The 21178-nt window shown below is 67.2% G+C and carries 21 protein-coding genes; 10 read left to right on the top strand and 11 right to left on the bottom strand.

The window, feature by feature from the left end:
* Window positions 1–82: 82 nt before the first annotated feature.
* The 3 genes from PV761_RS16715 to PV761_RS16705 form a co-directional block, all read right to left on the bottom strand.
* A complete protein-coding gene (locus PV761_RS16715; RefSeq protein WP_028271977.1) occupies window positions 83–976 on the bottom strand; it encodes a glycosidase in 894 nt (297 codons plus the stop codon).
* A gap of 194 nt (window positions 977–1170) precedes the next feature.
* Window positions 1171–1554, bottom strand: a complete 384-nt coding sequence (locus tag PV761_RS16710; protein WP_028271976.1) for a hypothetical protein — start codon at window positions 1552–1554, stop codon at window positions 1171–1173.
* Window positions 1555–1581: 27 nt separating this feature from the next.
* The gene (locus PV761_RS16705; protein WP_347898446.1) at window positions 1582–3903 is read right to left on the bottom strand and encodes an FdhF/YdeP family oxidoreductase; all 2322 of its coding nucleotides are present in this window, start codon (window positions 3901–3903) and stop codon (window positions 1582–1584) included.
* Between the two features lie 187 nt (window positions 3904–4090).
* Here PV761_RS16705 and PV761_RS16700 point away from each other — a divergent pair, with 187 nt between their 5' ends.
* Both PV761_RS16700 and PV761_RS16695 read left to right on the top strand, forming a co-directional pair.
* On the top strand, window positions 4091–4633 hold the full coding sequence (locus tag PV761_RS16700; RefSeq protein WP_347898444.1) for a CPBP family intramembrane glutamic endopeptidase: 543 nt from the start codon (window positions 4091–4093) through the stop codon (window positions 4631–4633).
* A 40-nt stretch (window positions 4634–4673) separates the two neighbouring features.
* On the top strand, window positions 4674–5288 hold the full coding sequence (locus PV761_RS16695) for a hypothetical protein (protein WP_347898442.1): 615 nt from the start codon (window positions 4674–4676) through the stop codon (window positions 5286–5288).
* A 45-nt stretch (window positions 5289–5333) separates the two neighbouring features.
* Here PV761_RS16695 and PV761_RS16690 read toward each other — a convergent pair whose 3' ends face one another.
* Window positions 5334–6482: an adenosine deaminase gene (locus PV761_RS16690; protein ID WP_347898440.1), complete on the bottom strand. Its 1149-nt coding sequence runs from the start codon at window positions 6480–6482 to the stop codon at window positions 5334–5336.
* 48 nt (window positions 6483–6530) lie between these two features.
* Between PV761_RS16690 and PV761_RS16685 the strand changes: the two genes are divergently transcribed.
* A complete protein-coding gene (locus PV761_RS16685; RefSeq protein WP_347898438.1) occupies window positions 6531–9104 on the top strand; it encodes an excinuclease ABC subunit UvrA in 2574 nt (857 codons plus the stop codon).
* Between the two features lie 253 nt (window positions 9105–9357).
* A complete protein-coding gene (locus PV761_RS16680) occupies window positions 9358–10041 on the top strand; it encodes a transglycosylase family protein (RefSeq protein WP_347898436.1) in 684 nt (227 codons plus the stop codon).
* 98 nt (window positions 10042–10139) lie between these two features.
* Here PV761_RS16680 and PV761_RS16675 read toward each other — a convergent pair whose 3' ends face one another.
* Entirely contained in the window at window positions 10140–10727 is a 588-nt protein-coding gene (locus PV761_RS16675) for a hypothetical protein (RefSeq protein WP_028272114.1), read from the bottom strand.
* A 219-nt stretch (window positions 10728–10946) separates the two neighbouring features.
* Here PV761_RS16675 and PV761_RS16670 point away from each other — a divergent pair, with 219 nt between their 5' ends.
* The 5 genes from PV761_RS16670 to PV761_RS16650 all read left to right on the top strand — a co-directional run bounded on the left by PV761_RS16670 (window position 10947) and on the right by PV761_RS16650 (window position 14641).
* On the top strand, window positions 10947–11852 hold the full coding sequence (locus PV761_RS16670) for an MSMEG_6728 family protein (protein WP_028272113.1): 906 nt from the start codon (window positions 10947–10949) through the stop codon (window positions 11850–11852).
* A 50-nt stretch (window positions 11853–11902) separates the two neighbouring features.
* On the top strand, window positions 11903–12805 hold the full coding sequence (locus tag PV761_RS16665) for an NAD-dependent epimerase/dehydratase family protein (RefSeq protein WP_347898433.1): 903 nt from the start codon (window positions 11903–11905) through the stop codon (window positions 12803–12805).
* A gap of 61 nt (window positions 12806–12866) precedes the next feature.
* Window positions 12867–13274: a DUF1622 domain-containing protein gene (locus PV761_RS16660; RefSeq protein ID WP_028272111.1), complete on the top strand. Its 408-nt coding sequence runs from the start codon at window positions 12867–12869 to the stop codon at window positions 13272–13274.
* Window positions 13275–13342: 68 nt separating this feature from the next.
* Window positions 13343–14020 (top strand): DUF2071 domain-containing protein, encoded by a 678-nt coding sequence (locus PV761_RS16655; protein WP_347898431.1) that lies wholly within the window; start codon window positions 13343–13345, stop codon window positions 14018–14020.
* Between the two features lie 393 nt (window positions 14021–14413).
* Entirely contained in the window at window positions 14414–14641 is a 228-nt protein-coding gene (locus PV761_RS16650) for a cupin domain-containing protein (RefSeq protein WP_347898429.1), read from the top strand.
* A 34-nt stretch (window positions 14642–14675) separates the two neighbouring features.
* Here the strand turns inward: PV761_RS16650 and PV761_RS16645 are convergent, their stop codons facing one another.
* Both PV761_RS16645 and PV761_RS16640 read right to left on the bottom strand, forming a co-directional pair.
* Window positions 14676–16511 (bottom strand): gamma-glutamyltransferase, encoded by a 1836-nt coding sequence (locus PV761_RS16645; protein ID WP_347898427.1) that lies wholly within the window; start codon window positions 16509–16511, stop codon window positions 14676–14678.
* Between the two features lie 63 nt (window positions 16512–16574).
* Complete coding sequence (locus PV761_RS16640) at window positions 16575–19040, bottom strand: Tex family protein (protein WP_347898462.1); 2466 nt, start codon at window positions 19038–19040, stop codon at window positions 16575–16577.
* Between the two features lie 217 nt (window positions 19041–19257).
* Between PV761_RS16640 and PV761_RS16635 the strand changes: the two genes are divergently transcribed.
* Window positions 19258–19554 (top strand): hypothetical protein, encoded by a 297-nt coding sequence (locus PV761_RS16635; protein WP_028272106.1) that lies wholly within the window; start codon window positions 19258–19260, stop codon window positions 19552–19554.
* 45 nt (window positions 19555–19599) lie between these two features.
* Here the strand turns inward: PV761_RS16635 and PV761_RS16630 are convergent, their stop codons facing one another.
* From PV761_RS16630 to PV761_RS16615, 4 genes are read right to left on the bottom strand one after another with little or no spacing between them, the layout of a single operon-like run.
* Window positions 19600–19989, bottom strand: a complete 390-nt coding sequence (locus PV761_RS16630; RefSeq protein WP_347898425.1) for a hypothetical protein — start codon at window positions 19987–19989, stop codon at window positions 19600–19602.
* Window positions 19990–20017: 28 nt separating this feature from the next.
* The gene (locus PV761_RS16625; protein WP_028272104.1) at window positions 20018–20503 is read right to left on the bottom strand and encodes a nucleoside deaminase; all 486 of its coding nucleotides are present in this window, start codon (window positions 20501–20503) and stop codon (window positions 20018–20020) included.
* Window positions 20500–20916: a heme-binding protein gene (locus PV761_RS16620; RefSeq protein ID WP_347898423.1), complete on the bottom strand. Its 417-nt coding sequence runs from the start codon at window positions 20914–20916 to the stop codon at window positions 20500–20502. Before PV761_RS16620 ends, PV761_RS16625 begins: the two co-directional genes overlap by 4 nt.
* Complete coding sequence (locus PV761_RS16615; protein ID WP_347898421.1) at window positions 20913–21098, bottom strand: heme-binding protein; 186 nt, start codon at window positions 21096–21098, stop codon at window positions 20913–20915. Before PV761_RS16615 ends, PV761_RS16620 begins: the two co-directional genes overlap by 4 nt.
* Between the last annotated feature and the right edge of the window lie 80 nt (window positions 21099–21178).

Genomic DNA, 21178 nt, shown 5'->3' with positions numbered 1-21178 from the left:
CCTTAGTGGAGCTGACCCTGATGGGTTGATTCTAAGCCGATCAGGGTCAGCTGCCTACTGGAGGAGGTGCAGCGGCTGGACCTTAGATCAGGCTGATGTCGCGGGTCCGGTGATCGTAGTTGAAGGTGATCCGGCCGCCGGGGTGGTGGAGTTCGTGGTTTGCACCGTCAAACGCTCCGAACGCGCCGTAGTTCTCGTCCCAGGAACGGTTGAGCGCGATCTTGAACGTGTAGTGCCCGGCGGGAAGGTCGGTGGTGAGCTTCCACAGCTGGTCCACTGAATCCAGTGTCATCTGAGATTCGTCGTACTGCGGTGCCCAGTTCGCGGGGGCGCCCAGGAGCACATTGAAGTCGCCCGCGATGGCGACTGCCTCCGGCTGGTCGATCGATTCCACACTGGGAGCCTCTGCAGGCGTTTCTACGCTGGCCTTGGCCGGCTTGGCAGCAGCCTTACGGGTACGCACAGCCTTCTTCACCGGCTCCACGGCATCTTCAATCAGCTCGGCAGCCTTTTCAACCACCTTGGCAGCCTTGGACGGCGCCTTCTTCTTCGGGGCAGCCTTGGCGGGAGCTTTTGCGGCAGCCTTCGGAGCTGCAGCCTTGGCGGGGAGCTCCGTGGGAACCGGCACGTCAGCGGGGACCGGGGTGCCTTCGGCAAGGGCCGTGGCAAAGGTGTCCGGATCCGGGAATGCGACGGTGGCGCGGAGGCCGTCGTCGGTAATGGTCCAGCCGCTGCGTCCCTTGACGAGCCAGCCTGCCTTCACGAGCTTGCTGGTGGCGGTGGTCAGCGCCTTGTGTCCCCGGGGGATGCCTCCGCTGAGCAGCTCACTTTCCTTCTCGTTCAGCGGTACACGGACCGTGGCCTGGGCCAGGACTGCGCCCGCGCCGAGGGTCTCGCCTGACAGGACGCTTTCCGCGAGGATGTCGAGCACTGATTTGAGTCGAACAGTGGTGGTGTCTGCAATAGCCGTGGGCATATTTGTCCTTTCGAGCAGGTGATCACTCAGCATTTTGCCAGTGAACTGTAAATAGAGGCGACTATGGACGTTAACAACGTGTGTCGTGACCGACTATGACGCCGAATGCAGCACAAGTGATCCTAGAGTCTCAGCTGAGCGGCGGAAACATCAGGACTTTGGGCCTGTTGACAAAGGGCCCGGGCTTGTATTTATCAAGCCGCCACCCGGGCAAAACCTGCGTGGAGGTTGCGGATCATCACGGTGCCGCCCAGCAATTGCGTCTTCGCTTCGAGCTGTTTGACCAGCTCCTCGGTGACCGCGCCGAAGATTTCGATGGTCCGGAGCCGGACGAGGGGCGCAATCGGCGGGAACCGCGGACCGGCCACCTCCAAGTGGAATTCCAGCGACGCCAGGTCCTGGTGGACCTGGAGGACGTTCATGCGGGTGCCGTCGTCCGAAAAGTAGACGTCATAGGCAATGATCCGTGGCTCGTTGGCTTCGACAAAGCGGGCGAGGTCCTCCATGGCGACCTTGAGCTCGCCAAGTTTCCCGGGCCGCACGTCGGAGGTATCTAGGTAGACAAGGAAATCACTCATGTTGTCCTCCTTGCGGGCTGGCCCCGCTCACGCCGGGCTCGGCTCCGGGCTCGGCTCCGGGCTCGGCGTCAGGCGCACGATGACGGCTTTGGAAACGGGCGTGTGGCTGCCCTCCGCCACCGTCTCCAACGGCACCAGGACGTTCGCTTCCGGGTAATAGGCCGCGGCACATCCCCGTGCCGTGGGGTAGGACACCACCCGGAACTTCCTGATTACCCGCTCAGCGCCGTCGCCGTACACGCCGTGGATGTCCACGTATTGCCCGTCGGCCAGTCCCAGTTCGGAGATGTCTTCCGGGCTGACGAATACAACGTCCCGGCCCTTCTTTACCCCGCGGTACCGGTCATTGTGCCCGTAGATGGTGGTGTTGAACTGGTCGTGGGAGCGCATGGTCTGCAGGATCAGCGTCCCGGCGGGCCGCTCCACGTACTCCAACTCGTTGACCGTCAGCATCGCCTTCCCCGTGGGGGTGTGGAATGTCCGGGAATCACGCGGCCCGTTGGGGAGCACAAATCCGCCCCAGTCCCGGATCCGCCGGTTGTAGTCCTCGCAGCCGGCCACCACGCGGGAGATGTGGTCCCGGATGAGGTCGTAGTTCCGTTCGAAGCCGGCCCAGTCCGCGTTGATCCGGCTGTCCACGGTGGCCCGGGCCAGCCGGGTAACGATCGCCACTTCGGACAGCAGCCCGGGCGCCACCGGCTTTACCTTTCCCTCGGAGGCGTGCACGGCGGAGACGGTGTCCTCCACGGACACAAACTGCGGCCCGGATTCCTGGAGGTCGATTTCCGTCCGCCCCAGGGTGGGCAGGATGAGTGATTCCTCGCCCGTGACCGCGTGCGAACGGTTGAGTTTGGTAGAGATCTGCACCGTCATGTCGGTGTTCGCGACGGCGGCCTCGGCCGCGTGGGTGTCCGAGATGGCCGCCACGAAGTTTCCTCCCATGGCGACGAAAACCTTGATCCCGCCGTCGCGCATTTGGCGGATGGTTTCCACCGCGTCAGCCCCGGGTTCGCGCGGCGGTTCGAAAGTGAACTCGTTGGCGAGGGAATCCAGGAACGCGGGCGGCATCTGCTCCCAGATGCCCATGGTGCGGTCCCCCTGGACGTTGCTGTGGCCGCGGATCGGGGACGCGCCGGCCCCGGGTTTGCCGATGTTTCCGCGCAGCAGCAGCAGGTTGATGATCTCCTTGATGGTGGGCACGGCCTTCTTATGCTGCGTGATGCCCATGGCCCAGGTGATGATCACCTTCCCGGCCCGCAGATACCGCTCGGCGAGTTCGTCGATTTCCATGCTGCTCAGGCCGGTGGCGCGAAGCACGGTTGATTCCTGCAGGGACCCCAGGTGCGCCTTGAGTTCGTCCAGGCCCTCGCAGTGTTCCCGGAGGAACTCGTGGTCCAGCACGCTCCCGGGACGTTTGGCCTCGGCGTCGAGCACACGCTTGGAGAGGGCCTGCATCAGCGCCATGTCCCCGCCCAGACGGATCTGCAGGTACTGGTCAGCAAGTTCAGTGCCGCGTCCCACGATCCCGTTGATTTTCTGCGGGTTCTTGTAGCGCATGAGCCCGGCTTCCGGCAGCGGGTTGATGGCCACAATCTCGCAGCCGGCTTCCTTGGCGTCCTCGAGGGCGGTGAGCATGCGGGGATGGTTGCTGCCCGGGTTCTGCCCCATGATGATGATCAGGTCCGCCTTGGCGAAGTCGTCGTAGGAGACCGTGGCCTTGCCCACGCCGATGGTCTGGCCCATGGCCCAGCCGGAGGACTCATGGCACATGTTGGAGCAGTCCGGCAGGTTGTTGGTTCCGTAGGCCCGCACGAACAACTGGTACAGGAAGGCAGCCTCGTTCGAGGTCCGGCCGCTGGTGTAGAACGCGGCCTGGTCCGGGCTGTCCAGGCCCTGGAGCTTGCTGCCGATGATGGAAAAGGCCTCGTCCCAGCTGACTGGCCGGTAGTGGTCGTCCCCGGCCGGTTTGTACACCGGTTCGGTGAGCCGGCCCTGCATCCCTAGCCAGTACTCAGACCGCTCCCGCAGTTCGGTGACCGGGTTCGCGGCCCAGAACTCGGACGGCACCACCACCGGCGTCGCCTCCCACGTGACCGCCTTTGCGCCCTGCTCACAGAACTCGAAGGTCTTGCGGTGCCCGGGATCCGGCCAGGCGCAGCTCATGCAGTCGAAGCCGTCTTTCTGGTTCAGCCCCAGCAGTGTCTTACCGGCACGCCCCACGCCCATGTGCTTCAGGGCCGGCTGCATCGAATGGTAGACACCGGGAATGCCGGCGGCCCACTCCTTGGGCTTCCCGACTTCAAGGTTGTTTTCGTCGGCTTCTTCCACGTGCGGATTCTTGCGCGGCATGCTGCGCCCTCCCTGACTCGGAACCTGCTGATCAGTGTTGCTTTGAACTGATGTCCCACGGGAGGAGCGTCCCCCACGGACAGGACCTTTCCTCAGGATTAGCAGGTATGGCAGGGCCCCGCAAGCATTCGGCCCACGCTCGCCCCGCGTCCCCCGGGGGCTGGTATCAAAATGCGGATGGCGGAGAATGGGACCCACCCGCCCTGAGCTGTCCCAGCTGACCTGGTCCGGACTGCTGATGGTTTTCGGGGTGCGCCTGATCAATCCGATGGACGGGCCGCTGGGCGAAGAACCTGGATTCCGCGGCTACGCCGTCCCGCTGCTCCAGGCCGCCCGGACCCCGCTGCTGTCATCAACGATGCTCGGGGTGGCGGTGGCCGTCTGGCACCTGCCGTTGATCATCTTCGGCGGCCTCAGCATTATCGGCCTGCCGATAACCTTCGTGATCACCTTCCTCTACGTCTGGCTGTTCAACCGCACCGGCGGGAGCGTGCTGCTGACGCTGCTCTTCCACAACAGCCAGGGCACGTTCACCATGGGCTCGTACGGATTCACGGGTTCCGACCTAACCAGGGCGGAAGTGATCTACCTTGCGGTGGTCACCGCCGCCGTCCTCGGCACCGTTCTGTTGGACCGCCCGGCCTGGCGCACTGCACCCAGGGAAGCGACCGACGTCGGCCCCCTCCCCGTGCGCTCCGGCCGCACCGTCCCCGGGCCGCCGGCGCCATGAGCATCCCGGCGCCGCCACCCCGGCCCTGATTGGAGAAGTCATGTCATCACCACTCGCCTCCGGCGCCGGCCCGATCGCCGTGGCTGCGGGCCTCACCTTCGCAGCCGTCGACGTTTCGCGGCTCCTCGCGGCCGACACCAGCAAGGAACGGATCGCGATGATGCGCGAACCCCCGTTCCAGGTGACCAACGCGCTCTACTTTGTGGTCTTCATCGGGCTGCTCCTGGCGCTGGTTTGCTTCTACCTGAGGTTCCACGCCGAGGCCGGGGCCCTGGGCGCCGTCGCTTTCTGCTTTGCCCTGGTGGGCACCATGGACATGGCGGGCAACATGTGGTTCGACGGTTTCGCCGGCCCGTGGATCGCCGACGTCGCGCCCGGGGCCATCCTGGCCGGCGGGTCGGGAATGCTGGTGATCGGCGGGTTCTCCAGCTACGTCCTTTTTGCCCTTGGCTGGATGGTTTTCGGGATTGCCGGCTGGCGGGCCCGCATGTTCCCGGCATGGCTGGGCGCGGCCTTCGTTGTGGCCGGCGTCCTGGGCTACAACGCCGGCCTGCCGCCCTACGGAATCCCGATCGGCCTGGCCATGGCGGCACTGGGGTGGTGGATCACCACCCGCAGCGCCCGCAGCCTGGCGGCACCGGCCGCCCGGGCCTAGGGCCTGGGCCTACGCACGGGCCTACGCACGGGCCTACGCACGGGGTTAGGAGTAACCGAGCTCCGCCAGCAGTTCGGTCTTGCGCTCGTCGTCCGCGAAGGAGGACCGGATGGAGTTCGATGCCAGCCGGACGCGGTCGAACTCGGACAGCCCCAGGACAGTCTGCAGCTGCACGAAGTTGTCGTCCACGTATCCGCCGAAGTAGGCGGGGTCGTCCGAGTTCACGCTGACGTTCAGTCCCGCGGCCAGCATGGCCGGAAGCGGGTGCTCGGCCAGGGTGTCCACGGCGCGGAGCCGGACGTTGGACAGGGGGCACACGGTCAGCGGCACACGCTCCGCGACGAGGTGTTCCACCAGGTCGGGGTCCTCCATGCAGCGGATGCCGTGGTCGATCCGCTCCACGTCCAGCAGTTCCAGCGCATCGATAATGTACGACGGCGGGCCCTCCTCGCCGGCGTGCGCAATGCGGTGCAGCCCGGCTTCCTTCGCCCGCGCAAACAGCCGTTCGAATTTGGCCGGGGGGTTGCCCACCTCGGCCGAGTCCAGGCCGATTCCGGCGATGGGCGCGTTCATGGCCAGCAGCTGCTCCAGGACGCCGAGGGCCGATTCCTCGGACAGGTCGCGCAGGAACGCGGCGATGAGCAGGGTGGACACGCCGAACTCCGCCAGGGAGTTCGCCAGCACGGAGGCAACCCCGTTGACGCAGGTTTCCAGCGGGATTCCGCGGGACACATGCGCCTGCGGGTCCATCATGATTTCGGCGTGCCGCACTCCCGCGGCCGCCGCACGTTCCAGGTAGGCGCGGGTCATGTCCGCGAAGTCCTGCTCTGTCTGCAGTACGGCCATGTTGGCGTAGTACAGGTCCAGGAAGGACTGCAGGTCAGTGAACTCGTAACGGGCCCGCAGCTCGTCGAGGTCCGCATACGGCAGCTCGATGCCGTTCCGTTCTGCGAGGGCGAATATCAGCTCCGGCTCCAGCGTTCCCTCGATGTGGAGGTGCAGCTCCGCCACCGGCAACAGCTTGACAGGTTGCTCAACGACCGGCTCGTCGGCCGCTGCTTCGGTGGCGGTCTGATCCTCCGCAGGCCGGTCCTTCGCAGCGTGTTCCGGGTTGGCCTCTTCAGCAGTGGGTAGGGGTGCATCGCTGAGTGCTGGCGCGCCGCCGGGTTCGGGTGCGCCGTCGTAAGTTTCCATCCGGTAAGGATATGCCCGCGGCGCCCCCGCACCGATAGAGTCGAACCAATGCAACACAACAAGCAGGCTTCCGATGTGCCCTTCCTGACCCCGGACCACCCCACCGATGGATTCGTCCGCGTGCGCGGAGCCCGCGAAAACAACCTTCGCAACGTGGATGTGGACGTGCCGCGCGATGCCATCGTGGCGTTCACCGGCGTCTCCGGTTCCGGCAAGTCATCCCTCGCCTTCGGCACCATTTATGCCGAGGCCCAGCGCCGCTACTTCGAGTCCGTGGCCCCGTACGCGCGGCGCCTCATCCAGCAGGGGCACAACCCCAAGGTGGAGCTGATCACCGGGCTGCCTCCCGCCGTCGCGCTTCAACAGCGGCGCGGCACACCGAGCAGCCGTTCCACGGTGGGCACGGTCACCACACTGTCCAACTCGCTGCGCATGCTGTTCTCCCGTGCCGGAACCTACCCGGACGGTGTGGCGCAACTGGATTCTGACGCCTTCTCGCCCAACACCGCTGCAGGCGCCTGCCCTGTGTGCCACGGCCTCGGTGTTGCCCACGCAGTCAGCGAATCGTCCCTGGTACCGGACACCTCCCTGAGCATCGCCGACGGTGCCATCGCCGCCTGGCCCGGCGCGTGGCAGGGCAAGAACCTCCGCGACATCCTCAGCCACCTCGGCTACGACGTCAACATTCCATGGCGGAAGCTGCCCAGGAAGGAACGCGACTGGATCCTCTTCACCGAGGAGCAGCCGGTAGTGGAGGTGACGCCGAAGCGGGACCGCGTGGCCAAGCCGTACAAGGGCCGGTTCTGGAGCGCCAAAAGCTACGTGCTCCACACCCTGGCCGACTCCAAGAGCGACACCATGCGCCAGCGCGTCCTCAGGTTCATGGAGACGGGTCCGTGCGAGCGCTGCAGTGGCAGCGGCCTCACCCCCGAGGCCCTCGCCGTGACCTTTGCGGGCCACACCATCGCCGGCCTAAACGCCGTGCCGATGAGTGAACTGGCAGAGCTGATCCGGCCCACCAGCCAGGTCACGGACGCAGGGACAGCCAGCCGCGCCGCGGCATCGGGCGAGACCAATGAAGTGGCGGTGGCCATCACCCGCGACCTCCTGCTGCGGATCACCGTGTTGCTGGAGCTGGGCCTTGGCTACCTCGCCCTGGGCCGGGCGACTCCCACGCTCTCCCCCGGTGAAATGCAGCGCCTGCGGATCGCCACCCAGCTCCGCTCCGGGCTGTTCGGCGTGGTGTACGTGCTGGACGAACCCTCCGCAGGGCTTCACCCCGCGGACGCCGAACCCCTGCAGGCCGTGCTCGAAGCGCTCAAGTCCTCGGGGAATTCGGTGTTCGTGGTGGAACACAACATGGATGTGGTCCGCCGCGCCGACTGGCTGGTGGACGTTGGCCCGCGTGCCGGTGAAGGCGGCGGCGAAATCCTGTACAGCGGGCCCGTGGCCGGGCTCGCGGACGTGGATGCGTCCGTCACGAGGCCGTTCCTGTTCCCGGAGGGCAAAGCCGCAGTCCCCAAATCCACCCGCAGGGAGGCGGACGGCTGGCTGGAGCTGCGCGACATCACCCGCCACAACCTGCGCAGCCTCGACGCGGAGTTCCCGCTGGGCATCCTGACCGCGGTCACAGGTGTGTCCGGCTCCGGCAAGTCGACCCTGGTCAGCCAAGTTCTCGCCGAAGTGGTCGGAGCACGGCTGAAACCCGAAGGCGGTGCCGCCGCAGACACTGCGGACACCTCGGATGCCGCCGGGTTCCCGGGCTCCGCGGACGCCGGGTCCGGCGAGCCGCTGGATGTTTCCGAAGCAGTGGGCCCGGTCTCCGGACTGGAACGGATTGACCGGCTGGTCCGGGTGGACCAGAAACCGATCGGCCGCACCCCGAGGTCCAACCTCGCCACCTACACCGGGCTCTTCGACGCGGTGCGCAAGGAATTCGCCGCCACCGAGCAGGCCCGTGCCCGGGGTTTCGGCGCCGGGCGGTTCTCGTTCAACGTGGCCGGCGGACGCTGCGAGACCTGCCTGGGCGAAGGATTCGTGGCCGTGGAGCTCCTGTTCCTTCCGGGCAGCTACGGCCCCTGCCCCGAATGCGCGGGTTCGCGCTACAACCCGGAGACCCTTGAGGTCAGCTACAACGGCAAAAACGTGGCCGAAGTACTGGCCATGACCGTGGACGCCGCGGCGGAATTCCTGGCCGGCGTTCCGGCCGCCGCCCGCAGCCTGCAGACCCTGCGCGACGTTGGCCTGGGCTACCTCCGGCTGGGCCAGCCCGCCACCGAGCTCTCCGGCGGCGAGGCGCAGCGGATCAAACTGGCCACGGAACTCCAGCGCGCCCGCCGCGGCCACACCCTGTACCTGCTGGACGAGCCCACGACGGGACTCCACCCGGCGGACGTCCAGCTGCTCATGGTGCAGCTGCATGGCCTGGTGGACGCCGGAAATACGGTCATTGTGGTGGAGCACGAAATGGACGTGGTGGCTGCCGCGGACTGGGTCATCGACCTCGGCCCGGCCGGTGGCGATGCCGGTGGTGAGATCGTGGCGTCCGGGACGCCGGCCGCCGTCGCGCGTTCCAAGCAGAGCCGGACGGCGCCGTACCTGGCCACGGCCCTGCAGCACTGACCGGCGCCTGTGCTCACGCCCAGACTGGCAGCCGGCTCCCGGTATCTATTTCGATTTGATAACGGGGCGGCACTGTCTTAGCGTGGAACGTAATCCCGCCAAGCGGGACAACGAATGCCCGGTGCTGCCACCACCAGTAACTGCCCGGCCGGCAGACACCGTAAATGACCTCTAGTTCGTCAGGGGCGGGCAGTGGCGCGACAACGTCCGGGGACGGACCGAGCGCAGGTGGCCCTCAGGAGCATCCACTTTCATGAACACTTCCACTCGCATGAACACGTCCATGGGCAAATCCAAACTGGGGACCGCCGCGCGCCGCGGAGTCACGCTGGCCGCCGTTTCAGCGGCAGGACTCGCATTGTCCGCCACAGCCGCCAACGCGGCCGTGCCCACTGCCACGAGCGGCGGCACCTGGGACGCCCTCGCCCAGTGTGAGAGCGGCGGCAACTGGAGCACCAATACGGGCAACGGTTTCAGTGGTGGCCTGCAGTTCACGGACAGCACGTGGGCGGCCTACGGCGGCACCGGATCGGCGGCAAACGCCACCCGCGAGCAGCAGATCGCCGTCGCCGAAAACGTCCAGGCCAGCCAGGGCTGGGGCGCCTGGCCCGCCTGCGCCGCCAAGCTGGGCCTGAGCGGCGGCGGCGGAGCACCCGCCCCGAGCGTTCCGGTCACTCCGGCGGCGCCCACCGAAGTCCAGGTCCAGGCCGCGCCGGCTCCCGTCCAGGCCGCGCCCGTCCAAGCCGAGCCCCGGCACGCAGCGCAGGTTCCGCTGAGTGGCGAGACCTACACGGTCGAGGCCGGCGACACACTGAGCACCATCGCGGAGAAGCTCAACATCACCGGCGGCTGGCAGACCCTTGCCGACGCCAACACGGACACCATCGTGGATCCCGACCTGGTGCTTGAAGGCCAGGTCCTGCAGCTGCCTGCCTAGCGTTCAAGCAGCACAGCGTTAACAACGACGCCGGAGCCTCCCCTTGGCGGGGAGCTCCGGCGTCGTTGTTTCTTAAGTTGGTTGGTTCCTGCTGCTTTCTAGGCGGCCTGCGTAAATGCCGTCTGCGGCAGTTCGCGGACGATCCGGACTTTCCAGGCAGAGTCGTCGCTGGTGTCCAAGACTGCCACGGTGCCGATGTGCAGGTGCAGGGCAACCCGCTTGGCGGCCAGGAGTTCCAGGTACAGGTGCTCGTTCATGCGCGCCGGCGAATCGATCACGAACTTCACGGCGTCGCGCACCTTGCGGTAGTTGTCGCTGCGTTCCCGGTGCATGTGCAGTTCCAGCGAGTGCCGCTGGCGGACCTTCGGTTCATGGCTGTTCAGCCACGAAACGGCCGCGTGCACTGCCACCACAACGGTCAGGGACACTGCGTAAATCCACCAGCCGGTGGAGAGGAGGAACAGCGGAAGGTTGGCGATGGCCACCACCGCAATGAACAGGCGGAGGGCAACGATGCGGCGGAGGGTGAGGGCCACAGAACCAAGGGCGGCGCGGAAACCGTGCTGCTCCTTGCGGGCCGCTTCCGGGTCCAGCGTGAATTCATCAAGCACCAGGATGCCGTTGGCTTCCGGGCTCAGCATTTGTCCGAACTTCGGCGTGAACGGAACTGCTTGGGTAAGTGTCATTTCGTATCTTCCGGAGGGTGGCTGAGGGGTGTTTTGATTGCGGTCATCTTAGTCAAATTGTGACCGTGTTGTCTCCGTCGTCTCACCATACGGTCCAGTAGACTACGCCGCACTTCCCGCCAGCCGCTGACAGCCTACCCGGTCAACGGCCGGCGCGGGGGCGGTGCGCCGCCGTCGTCGGCATTTGGTCTGGGACCCCGGCACCTCCACACTTGAAGGATGCAGACTTTCCTTCCCTATCCAGATTTCCAGCAGAGCGCCGCGGTCCTGGACCGCGTCCGGCTCGGCAAGCAGCGTGTCGAGGCGCTGCAAACACTGCGTGCGCTGGTGATCCCGGAGTACGGCTGGCAATCGCACCCGGCCATCCGCATGTGGATGGGCTACGTCCCCGCGCTGACCATGTACGGCCTGGCCATGGCCGACGAGTGGATCGCCCGCGGCGGCGAAGACACCACCCGCGCCAAGATCCTTGAATTCGCGCCGCAGGCGGACCACGCTGCCTACGCGGCCAAGATCCCCATGCCGCCATGGCTCGGCGAGCCGGACGTGCACCTCAGCCACCGCTCCCGGCTGCTGCAGAAGGAACCCCGCTTCTATAGCGAACTGTTCCCCGGAACGCCGGCGGACCTGGAGTATGTCTGGCCCGAACCCCGGCACGAGTTCCTCCCGGAAGATCCTGTAGGCGACCGGCTCTGGATCCTGCGGGCCAACGTGGGCGACACCGACCCCGACAAGCTGGATATCGTCAGCCTGCCGGAGGTTGGCCGGGCCGCCAAGGCAGCGGCCCAGGCCGACGACTACGAATTCGTTTACGCGGACGACACCTCCCGCCGCCCGGCCAAGAACCCCAAGAAGCGGCCCCCGAAGCAGCTCGTGAAGAAGCCCACGAAAAAACGCCAGCAGCAGGAAGAAGCCTTCCGCACCCTGCCCGGCAACACGGCCCTCGCGGTCCCGTTCAATGGCGGCGCCACGTTTGCTCTGGGCAAGGTGCAGGGACGTCCCATTACGGTGGACGGCCGCTTCGCCCGGAACTTCCAGGTCACCGAGGTCGTGGAACGTTCGTCGTTCGACTACCCCGCCCTGCTGCAGGACCCGCGGCTGTTCTTCCCCGTTCCGGCGCCGTAGGCAAGCGTCGGTAGCTAGGCCTTCGGCGCGGCTCTGGCAGACTGGCCGGTATGACTGTTCTTTTGGCCGGTTGCGGCGATCTTGGTACCGAGGCCGGGCTGCGTTTCGCGGCGGCCGGACATCGCGTGGTGGGCTGGCGCCGCTCGCCCGACAAGCTTCCGGCCGCCATCGAGGGTGCCCGGGCTGACCTGACCACCCCGCCGCTGCCGCCCATCCCGGTGGACAACACCGCCGTCGTCGTCGCCGTCGCGGCTGACTCCCCCACGGAGGCGGCCTACCGGGCCGCCTACGTGGACGGGCTGTCGAACGTCCTGGACGCACTGGACCTGGACCGGAAGCGCGACGGCGCGGCGTCACCGTCGCGGCTTCGGCGCGTGTTGTTCGTCTCGTCCACTGCCGTGTACGGCGACGCCGGGGGCGGCTGGGTGGATGAACGCACGACGCCGGAACCCGGCGGATTCTCCGGCCGCATCATCGGCGAGGCGGAGGATCTGCTGCGCCAGCGGTTGCTCGGCACCGGAATCTCTCCCGTGGTTCTGCGGCTGGGAGGCATTTACGGGCCGGGGCGGACACGGCTGATCGATCAAGTCCGGTCCGGCGCGGCCATGGCACCGGCCGAACCCCGCTACACCAACCGCATCCACCGGGACGACGCTGCCGCGGCGATCGTGCACCTGTGCACCATGGCCGCCGAGCCCGCTCCCGTGTACCTCGGCGTGGACAACGATCCCGCGGAGCTCGGCGAGGTCCAGCGTTTCCTGGCCGACGAGCTGGGACTGCCGCTGCCGCCGTCGGGCGTTTCGGCTGGTTCCGGCGGGGGCGAGCCTTCCCGGGGCGGGAACAAACGGTGCAGCAACGCACTGCTCCGCAGCACCGGGTTCGAATTTGCGTACCCCACCTTCCGTGAAGGGTACCGGGCCATCCTCGCCGGCGAGGGCGTGAGGCACCCGTGATGCAGCCGCACTTATGTGGTTCCGAATCCCTGATCGTGTCCGAGACCTCGTAGGGGGAACAGTGGATTTCCAGCACATCATCGAATCGGTCGGCAGGTTCATGGACTTTGCCGGCGTCGCCGTCATGGTGATCGGCGCCGTCGTCTCCATCCCCATGGCATTGCGCGGCTTCCAGCCGAAGCGCCTGCCGGAAGGCTCCGAACCGCTCTCCGTCTACCGTTCCTACCGGCAGTTGCTGGGCCGCTCCATCCTGCTGGGGCTCGAACTCCTGGTGGCGGCGGACATCATCCGCACGGTGGCCGTGACGCCTACCTTCGAGAGTGTGGGCGTGCTGGCGATCATCGTGCTCATCCGGACCTTCCTGAGCTTCTCGCTGGAGCTCGAAATCACGGGCCGCTGGCCCTGGCAGAAACAACCCGCGGGTGCTGCGGCCTCCGCAGGCTCGTCGAGCTCATCCACGGACGGCTGAAACTCTTGTCCGCTGTGGAATTCCGTGACCCTTGGCCGGAGCCGCCGGAGTTGCCCTCTCCCGGGATCATGGACCAGCGGTGGACGGATGCGGTGTTCCTGCACTGGCGCATCCCCGTTGGGGCGGCTGCCGCGTTCATGCCGCCCGGGGTGGTGCCGGACGAATTCGACGGCTCAGCGTGGGTGGGGCTGATCGGCTTCCGCATGCAGCAGGCGGGTATCGGCCGAGGCCCGGGGGTGCCGTTCTTCGGGGATTTCAACGAGATCAACGTCCGGCTGTATTCGAGGGAACCTGACGGCACCCGCGGCGTCGTCTTCCTGAGCCTGGACGCGGACCGGCTGGCTGTAGTGCTGGCCGCACGCGCCGCCGGGATTCCCTATGTCTGGTCGCACGCGCGCTTCCGCCGGGGCGGTCCAGGAGACCCGTCGACGGGCTATTCGGTGCGCCGGTACCGCCGCGGGGCGACGAGCGACTTTGCGGTTGTTCCGGCGCTCGACGACCTGGCCGCGGATCCGCTATCCATCCACCTCACAGCGAGATTCGGGCTGCACTCCCGCTTCCGCGGCCGCACGCTGTACATCCCCAATACACACACAGCCTGGCCGCTGTACCGCGCTGAGCTGACGGTGCTTGAGGACGGGCTGATCAGCGCGGCCGGCCTCGAGGTGGCGGGGCCACCCGAGTCCGTGTTGTTCTCCCCCGGCGTCCGGACCCAGTTCGGCAAGCCGCGGGTGCTGCGGGCATAGGGGATGGCCGGGCGGCGGGGGTCGGGGCTGGAGCCTGGGGCCGCAAGTGTCCGTTCGCGCTTCTCTGCGGTGCGGGTCCTCAGGAAACCCCTGCGGCCTCGCGTACGGCCGAAGTGCCGCGAAGAAACACCTACTTCACAACCTTGCTTTCGGCCTGACGCCGAGCGACCTGAGGGAGCCGGTTGCAGAGGGACCCCCGTTGCTTCGGTGTGTCTTAGGGCGCACGCTGGTTTGGACCACCAGCATTAGGTATGGACGCACAAGGATGGGAGCACAATGAGCAACGATCGAGTGGCACCTGAGACGAAAGGCGTCACCGTGGAGGTCCTTGCAACGGTTGACCTTGATGGAGAGATCGACGGCATGGAGGGGCGCCAACTTTGAACGCGTAAAGTGACCATCGATCCCGGCGGAGTCTTCGGCCCGGTTCACGACCACGTGGGCCGGCCCGGCACCGTTTACATCCTGCAGGGCACCATCACCGACCATCGAAACGGGGTCGCCACGGACTACGGGCCGGGAGTGGGATGGCCCGAGGACCGGAACACCACCCACTGGCTCGAGAACAGGGGAACCGTTCCGGCGGTGGAGATTTCGGTGGATATCGTCAGCCGGGGCTGAACCACGGCAGCCGCAGGATCGGCCACCCTGGCGGCTACCGCCCCGCCGCGTAGCCCTGCGCGCCGCGGGGGTTCGCTGCGGCCTGCAGGACTCCCGTCAGTGGATCGCGTACGACGGCGGACAGCCGTCCCAGCGTCCAGTCGCCGGCGCGCGTGATCCGGTGGCCACGGCGTTCCAGGCCCGCAATGACGTCCTCACCCAGCCTGTCCTCGACGACGGCGCCGCCCGGTTCCCAGGTGCGGGGCCAGAACGACCCCGGCATCGACGTCGTATGGAACGTCGGCGCGTCGATGGCCTGTTGCGGGGAGTAGCCCCCGACGATGGTCCTCAGCAGGTACGGCAGCTGCCACTGGTCCTGCTGGTCGCCGCCGGGTGATCCCAGCGCGCTGATAGCCGAGCCGTTCCGCAGCACCAGGGTCGGCGTCAGCGTGGTGCGCGGCCGCTTCCCGGGCGTGAGTGTCGACGGCGTCCCAGGTTCGAGCCAGGTCATCTGCAACCGCGTTCCCAGGCAGAAACCCAACTCGGGAATCGCCGGGGAGGACTGCAGCCACCCGCCTGACGGAGTCGCCGAAATCATATTTCCCCAGCGGTCCACCACGTCCAGGTGGCAGGTGTCACCGCGTGTCTCGCCGGTGGCGAGCACGGTCGGCTCCCCCACTCCCGGGCCGACACCGTGCCCGCCAACGCGAGTCCCGTCGTCGTCGTTCGCAAATGCCGGCGGCACGTACTCCGTCCGGAGCGGCGGGGTAAACGGGTCTCGTCCGGGAACCCGGCCGGGCCGGAACTCATGCGACGCCCGCTCCGAGATCAACTGCCTGCGCTCCGCGGCGTACTCGGCGGACAGCAGGTAGTCGAGCGGAACCTCAGTGTCGCCGTAGTACGCCTCCCGGTCCGCGAGCGCCAGCTTCTGGGCCTCCAGGATGGTGTGCGCGCCGAGTTCGGTGGACGGGTCGAGGTACTCGTCCGCGAATCCGTCCAGGATCGCGAGGGTCTGCAGCAGCGCCGGCCCTTGGCCCCACGGACCTGTCTTGGCGACGGTGTACCCTCTGAATTCACAAGTCGCAGCGGCCTCGTAGCCTGCCTCGAAGTCCGCCAGGTCACTCAGTGCCATCACGCCCCGATGGTCGGTGCCGGACGAATGCCGGTGCGGGATCTGCACGGACTGCGCCATCGCTGCCGCGGCGAAACCCGCGCGCCATTCATGGCGTGCGGCGTCGATGCGTGCCTCACGGGCGGGCTCTGCCGCCCCCGCCTCCACCAGCCGTTCAAGGGTCTGCGCGTAGGCCGGATTGCGGACCAGTTCCCCTTCAGAGGGGATTCGTCCCCCCGGCATCCACAGGTCGGCCGACGTGGGCCAATGTTCCCGGAACAGTTCGGAAACCGCCGCAATTGTTGCGCCCACCCGTCCCAGCACCGGATGGCCGTCGCGCGCGTAGCCGATCGCGAACTCCAGCACCGCCGGCAGCTCCCAGGTCCCGTGGTCGCGCAGCAGAAGCAGCCAGGCGTCGACGGCGGCAGGCACCGCTGCGGCCAGGGCGCCCGAACCGGGCACCAGTTCCAGGCCCTCCGAACGATAGTGTTCGGGCGTCGCTCCCGCCGGGGCGGGGCCCTGCCCCATCAGGACCACCGGCTTTCCCGGTTCCGCAGCGGTGACAAACACCGCGGTCATGTCACCGCCCGGACCGTTCAGGTGCGGCTCTGCGACGTGGAGTACAAACGCCCCGGCGGTGGCGGCGTCGAACGCGTTCCCGCCACGTTCCAGCACCGCCTGGGCAGCCGCCGTCGCAAGCCAGTGCGTCGAAGCGGACATCCCGAAGGTACCCTGCAGGGTGGGGCGCGTGGTGAACGGCTCAGGCCGGGTAAAGGTCATGGGGACCACTGTAGCCACGGCCGTCTGCGGTGGGACGGATGAACCGCGACGGCGGATTGCCGGCTACTTGCCCAGGCCCGCCTTCCGCAGCGCTTCTGCCATGGCCGTGTTGACTGGCGCGGGCTTTGGCGGCGTCCGCTTGGCGTCGGCGCTGTCTCTCCGGGGCTGGCGGTCGTTGCTCCGCGGCGACCTGGCGTCGGTCCTCGGCGGACGGGCGTCGTTCCCCTGCCGAGGTTCACTGTTCCCCTGCCGGCCGCCGGTAGCCGCCCGCCCACTGGCAGGTGCCGGTTCATCGTCGAGCCTCAACGTGAGCGAAATGCGCTTCCGCTCCGGATCGGCTTCGAGGACCTTCACGCGCACCACTTGTCCTGACTTCACCACTTCGCGCGGATCGGACACGAAGCGGTTGGCCAGTGCGGACACGTGCACCAGTCCGTCCTGGTGCACTCCGACGTCCACGAACGCCCCGAATGCGGCCACGTTGGTGACGGTTCCCTCCAGGATCATGCCCGGCCGGAGATCGGAGATCTTCTCGATCCCCTCCGAGAACTTTGCCGCCGCGAAGGCCGGCCGCGGGTCCCGGCCCGGCTTCTCCAGTTCGGCCATGATGTCCTGCACCGTGGGCAGTCCGAAGGAGCCTTCCACGAAATCCTGCGCGTTGAGGGAGGCGAGGCTGCCGGTACCTGACCCGCCAAGGGCTGCCTTCCCGGCAGCTGACTCCCCGGCAACTGACTTCCCGCCGCCGGCGGCCGCCAGGATCTTCCGCGCCACCGGATAGGCTTCCGGGTGCACGCTGGAAGCGTCCAGCGGCTCCGCTCCCCCGGTGATCCGGAGGAACCCGGCGCACTGCTCGAACGCCTTGGCCCCCAGCCGCGGCACCTTCTTCAGATCGCTGCGCTTGGCGAACGGTCCGTGCTCGTTCCGGTACGCCACGATGTTCTCGCTCAGCAGCGGCCCGACGCCGGCCACACGGCTGAGCAGCGCAGGCGACGCAGTGTTGACGTCCACTCCCACGGCATTCACGCAGTCCTCCACCACGGCATCCAGGCTGCGGTCCAGCTTCGCCGCCGTGACGTCGTGCTGGTACTGCCCGACGCCGATCGACTTCGGCTCGATCTTCACCAGCTCGGCCAGCGGATCCTGCAGCCGCCGGGCGATGGAGACCGCCCCGCGCAGGGAGACGTCCATGCCGGGCAGCTCCGCCGCAGCAAGGGCCGACGCCGAATACACCGACGCACCGGCTTCGGACACCACCAGCTTTTCCGGCCCCGCGGCTCCGGACGCGGACAGCTTCTTGATCAGTTCGAGGGCAAGCTTGTCGGTCTCGCGGGACGCCGTCCCGTTGCCGATCGCCACGAGTTCGACGCCGTGCTGGCGTGCCAGCCGGACCAGCGTGGCCAGGGCTTCGTCCCACTTGCGCGCCGGGGCATGCGGGTAGACCGTGTCGGTGGCCACCACCTTGCCGGTTCCGTCCACCACCGCCACCTTCACGCCGGTGCGCAGCCCCGGGTCCAATCCAAGCGTTGCCCGGTTGCCTGCCGGCGCGGCGAGCAGCACGTCGCGGAGGTTGGCGGCGAAAACCCGCACGGCTTCGTCCTCGGCCGCGGCGAACATCTTTCCCCTCAGGTCGGCCGTCAGCCGGGCCAGCACCCGTGAGCGCCACGCCACCTGCGCGGTCTGCAGCAGCCACTCATCGGCGGGCCGGCCGCGGTCCGCAACCCCGAGGAACCTGGCCACCGCGGATTCATACCGGCCGCGGGCGGCGGCGAGGGCGGCGTCGTCGGACGGCTCCGCCTCGGCGAGATCCAGCTCCAGCACCCCGTCCTTTTCCCCGCGGAGCAGCGCCAGGACCCGGTGCGACGGCATCCCGGACGGCGCCTGCGAAAACTCGAAGTAGTCCTTGAACTTCTGCCCCTCGGCCTCCTGGCCCTTCTTCACCCGCGACACCATGCGGCCCTGGGTCCAGAGCCGTTCGCGGAGGGTCGCGGCGAGATCAGGGTCCTGGGCCACCCGCTCAACGAGGATGGCCCGGGCACCCGCCAGCGCTGCTGCGGCGTCCTCGATGGAATGTTCAGGGTTGAAGTACTTGGCGGCCTCGCGCTCCGGGTGCAGTTCCGGGCGCTTGAGGAGGGCATCCGCGAGGGGCTCGAGCCCCGCCTCACGGGCGATCTGCGCCTTGGTCCGCCGCTTGGTTTTGAAGGGAAGGTAGATGTCTTCCAACCGGGATTTGGTGTCGGCGCCGACGACGGCGGCCTGCAGTTCCGGTGTCAGCTTGCCTTGGGCGGCGATCGCCTCCAGGACGGCCCGACGGCGGTCCTCCAGTTCGCGGAGGTACCGGAGCCGCTCCTCGAGGTCGCGGAGCTGGGTGTCGTCCAGCGTCCCGGTGGCTTCCTTGCGGTACCGGGCGATGAAGGGAACGGTCGAGCCGCCGTCGAGCAGTTCCACCGCGGCCTTGACCTGCCAAGCCTTGACCCCCAGCTCACCGGCAATCTGGGCTGCGATGTGCTCGGCAGTGGAGTCGGCAGACATGGTGGCGGCCGGGCTGGCCGGTGTTGTGGCCGGGGAAGGGGACGGGCGCTGCGGGATGTGGTTCACCCAGATCATTTTGCCTTACCGGACCGACACTGTGCCGCTGTGTCCTCTCTGTGCCCTCCCCGCGACAGCCAAAACTGGGGCTATCCACAGGCGAAAAGAAGTGATGTAGTGGCAGTTGGGGGAGCCCGACGATCTACGGAGGCGGTCCACGATGCAGGAGTTGCTCATCATCCTTCAGGGCGGCTTTGAGGAGGACAACGTCACTGTTTTCGTCAACGGCAAGCAGGCCAGGCGTGACACCGAACTTTCCACGAATCCGCTGCTTGGCATCGCCGAAGAGGTCGCGATCGAGGTTCCGGCGCGCGGTGCCACCATCGGCGTCGATGTCACCAGCCGGGGCTTGTCCGGGGGCGTCAAGCTCAGCGGCAGGCCCAAGAGCCTCCTTGTGTCCATCGAGAACGGCAAACTCCTGCTGCGGGAAGGGACCGGCCGCGAGGCGTTCCTGTAGCCGGCGGGATTGGTTACCGGGCTGCTTGGTTACCGGCGGGCCTGGCTACCGGGCGGGCCGCCCGGTCAGGAGCGCGGCCTGTCTGCGTGCCCGCGCGGCGATGATGTTCCGGCGATGCAGCGCCACCGCCAGCAAGAGCAACGGAACGTGGATGGCCGGGAGGTTCCTCGCGAACCATTTGGGCAGGTAAATGTCAGTCACCGACCCCGTCTCGTCTCCCAGGTTTTTGGCCACGGCGGTCAGCGGGCAGTGGAAGCCGTTGGCGGCAAAGATCAGCGTTTCACCGGCCACGACGCACGCGGCCACCCCGGAACGCTTGTCCGTCTGCCCGCGGACCCCGGCGTAGAGGAGGTAGACCATGCAGGCTTCAATCAGGAACCAGGCCAGCGTGTGGAATGCCTTCACTGCCCTCAGCGCTGCGTGATTTCGGTCCATTTCTCCGCCACCTTGAGAGTTACAGGCCCTAGGCCGGTTCCGGCAGCGCGTCCTCGGCGATGTCCTCCGCCCACAGCTCCGGGTGATCCTGCTGGAAGCTGCGCATCATGTCGAAGCTGCGCTGGTCGTCCAGCACCAGCACTTCCACGCCGCGCGAACGGAGGAGCTCGAATTCGCCCGGGAAGGTGCGCGCCTCGCCCACCACAACCCGCGGGATCTTGAACTGGATGATCGTTCCGGTGCACATGGCGCACGGGGCAAGCGTGGTGTAGAGGGTTGTGTCCCGGTAGCTCCTCTGGCGCCCTGCTGCGCGGAGTGCGGACATCTCGCCGTGTGCAATCGGATCGCCGTGCTGCACGCGCTCGTTATGACCGCTGGCGATCACTTCGTTGCCCCTCGCCAGGGCGGCGCCGATGGGGATGCCGCCTTCACTAAGGCTCTTCTGCGCTGCCCGGACTGCAGCTTCGAACGCGTCTTCGTTGTAGGCGGCGTACTCACTGGGCTGACCGTTCATGAGGCCCCTTCCCTCTGGCCGGCAAGTCCCGCCGACTCCTCGATATCCTGGACCACTTCATTCTTCCTGAGGAACCAGGGTTTGAAAGGCGGGTCAAAGCGTGCGAACCGCGGCGCTCCGACTGGCCTGAGGCCGGCCTGAGCCAGGGCTTCCTGCAGGACACTGTTCCGTTTCTCGAACGCCGCTTCGGTCCCCCGGCCGGAGAATCCCAGAACGGCAGCAACCGAACCGCGCACGGCCCGGATTTCCACTTGTGGATTACTCGGGACGGGAGCTGTTTCCGCCGTGACGCTGGCGGGAAGAACGAACGCAACAATGAATTCGCTGTCGCCGGGGGCACCGCTCTGGACCACCGGCGCCGTCATTGCCAGTTTCCGGGACGGCGCGGGACTTTGCAGGACCGGGGCGGTCATGGACACAGCCTCGCGTGCGGTGTGTAACCGCTGATGTAGCCGAAAAGAAGCCGAAAAGCGGCATTGCCCGCACTGTCGAAGGTCGCGTTCACCTTTACTTCGGCGACGGCGTGCGCCGGGTAACGGCGCACTTCAAAATCCGGAAACCGCTGGACGACTTCAAAATGCTGTTGTTCAGTCATGTTCCTCAGACTTTACGCCGACCGCACCTGCCCGGGCCAGAGGCTGGCGGGCAGCGGCAGAGCCGAACAGGGAGAGCCCA

It is taken from the genome of Arthrobacter sp. CC3, from assembly GCF_039907775.1.
In the GTDB taxonomy this organism is placed as follows: domain Bacteria; phylum Actinomycetota; class Actinomycetes; order Actinomycetales; family Micrococcaceae; genus Arthrobacter.
The sequence above is the reverse complement of the archived record's forward strand: the minus strand, read 5'-3'. Positions and strand labels throughout refer to the sequence as shown.

Coding starts and splice junctions, on each gene's coding strand:
- PV761_RS16715 (WP_028271977.1), bottom strand. CDS start 976: ATGCCCACGGCTATTGCAGACACCACCACTGTTCGACTCAAATCAGTG.
- PV761_RS16710 (WP_028271976.1), bottom strand. CDS start 1,554: ATGAGTGATTTCCTTGTCTACCTAGATACCTCCGACGTGCGGCCCGGG.
- PV761_RS16705 (WP_347898446.1), bottom strand. CDS start 3,903: ATGCCGCGCAAGAATCCGCACGTGGAAGAAGCCGACGAAAACAACCTT.
- PV761_RS16700 (WP_347898444.1), top strand. CDS start 4,091: ATGGGACCCACCCGCCCTGAGCTGTCCCAGCTGACCTGGTCCGGACTG.
- PV761_RS16695 (WP_347898442.1), top strand. CDS start 4,674: ATGTCATCACCACTCGCCTCCGGCGCCGGCCCGATCGCCGTGGCTGCG.
- PV761_RS16690 (WP_347898440.1), bottom strand. CDS start 6,482: ATGGAAACTTACGACGGCGCACCCGAACCCGGCGGCGCGCCAGCACTC.
- PV761_RS16685 (WP_347898438.1), top strand. CDS start 6,531: ATGCAACACAACAAGCAGGCTTCCGATGTGCCCTTCCTGACCCCGGAC.
- PV761_RS16680 (WP_347898436.1), top strand. CDS start 9,358: ATGAACACTTCCACTCGCATGAACACGTCCATGGGCAAATCCAAACTG.
- PV761_RS16675 (WP_028272114.1), bottom strand. CDS start 10,727: ATGACACTTACCCAAGCAGTTCCGTTCACGCCGAAGTTCGGACAAATG.
- PV761_RS16670 (WP_028272113.1), top strand. CDS start 10,947: ATGCAGACTTTCCTTCCCTATCCAGATTTCCAGCAGAGCGCCGCGGTC.
- PV761_RS16665 (WP_347898433.1), top strand. CDS start 11,903: ATGACTGTTCTTTTGGCCGGTTGCGGCGATCTTGGTACCGAGGCCGGG.
- PV761_RS16655 (WP_347898431.1), top strand. CDS start 13,343: ATGGACCAGCGGTGGACGGATGCGGTGTTCCTGCACTGGCGCATCCCC.
- PV761_RS16645 (WP_347898427.1), bottom strand. CDS start 16,511: ATGACCTTTACCCGGCCTGAGCCGTTCACCACGCGCCCCACCCTGCAG.
- PV761_RS16640 (WP_347898462.1), bottom strand. CDS start 19,040: ATGTCTGCCGACTCCACTGCCGAGCACATCGCAGCCCAGATTGCCGGT.
- PV761_RS16635 (WP_028272106.1), top strand. CDS start 19,258: ATGCAGGAGTTGCTCATCATCCTTCAGGGCGGCTTTGAGGAGGACAAC.
- PV761_RS16630 (WP_347898425.1), bottom strand. CDS start 19,989: ATGGACCGAAATCACGCAGCGCTGAGGGCAGTGAAGGCATTCCACACG.
- PV761_RS16625 (WP_028272104.1), bottom strand. CDS start 20,503: ATGAACGGTCAGCCCAGTGAGTACGCCGCCTACAACGAAGACGCGTTC.
- PV761_RS16620 (WP_347898423.1), bottom strand. CDS start 20,916: ATGACCGCCCCGGTCCTGCAAAGTCCCGCGCCGTCCCGGAAACTGGCA.
- PV761_RS16615 (WP_347898421.1), bottom strand. CDS start 21,098: ATGACTGAACAACAGCATTTTGAAGTCGTCCAGCGGTTTCCGGATTTT.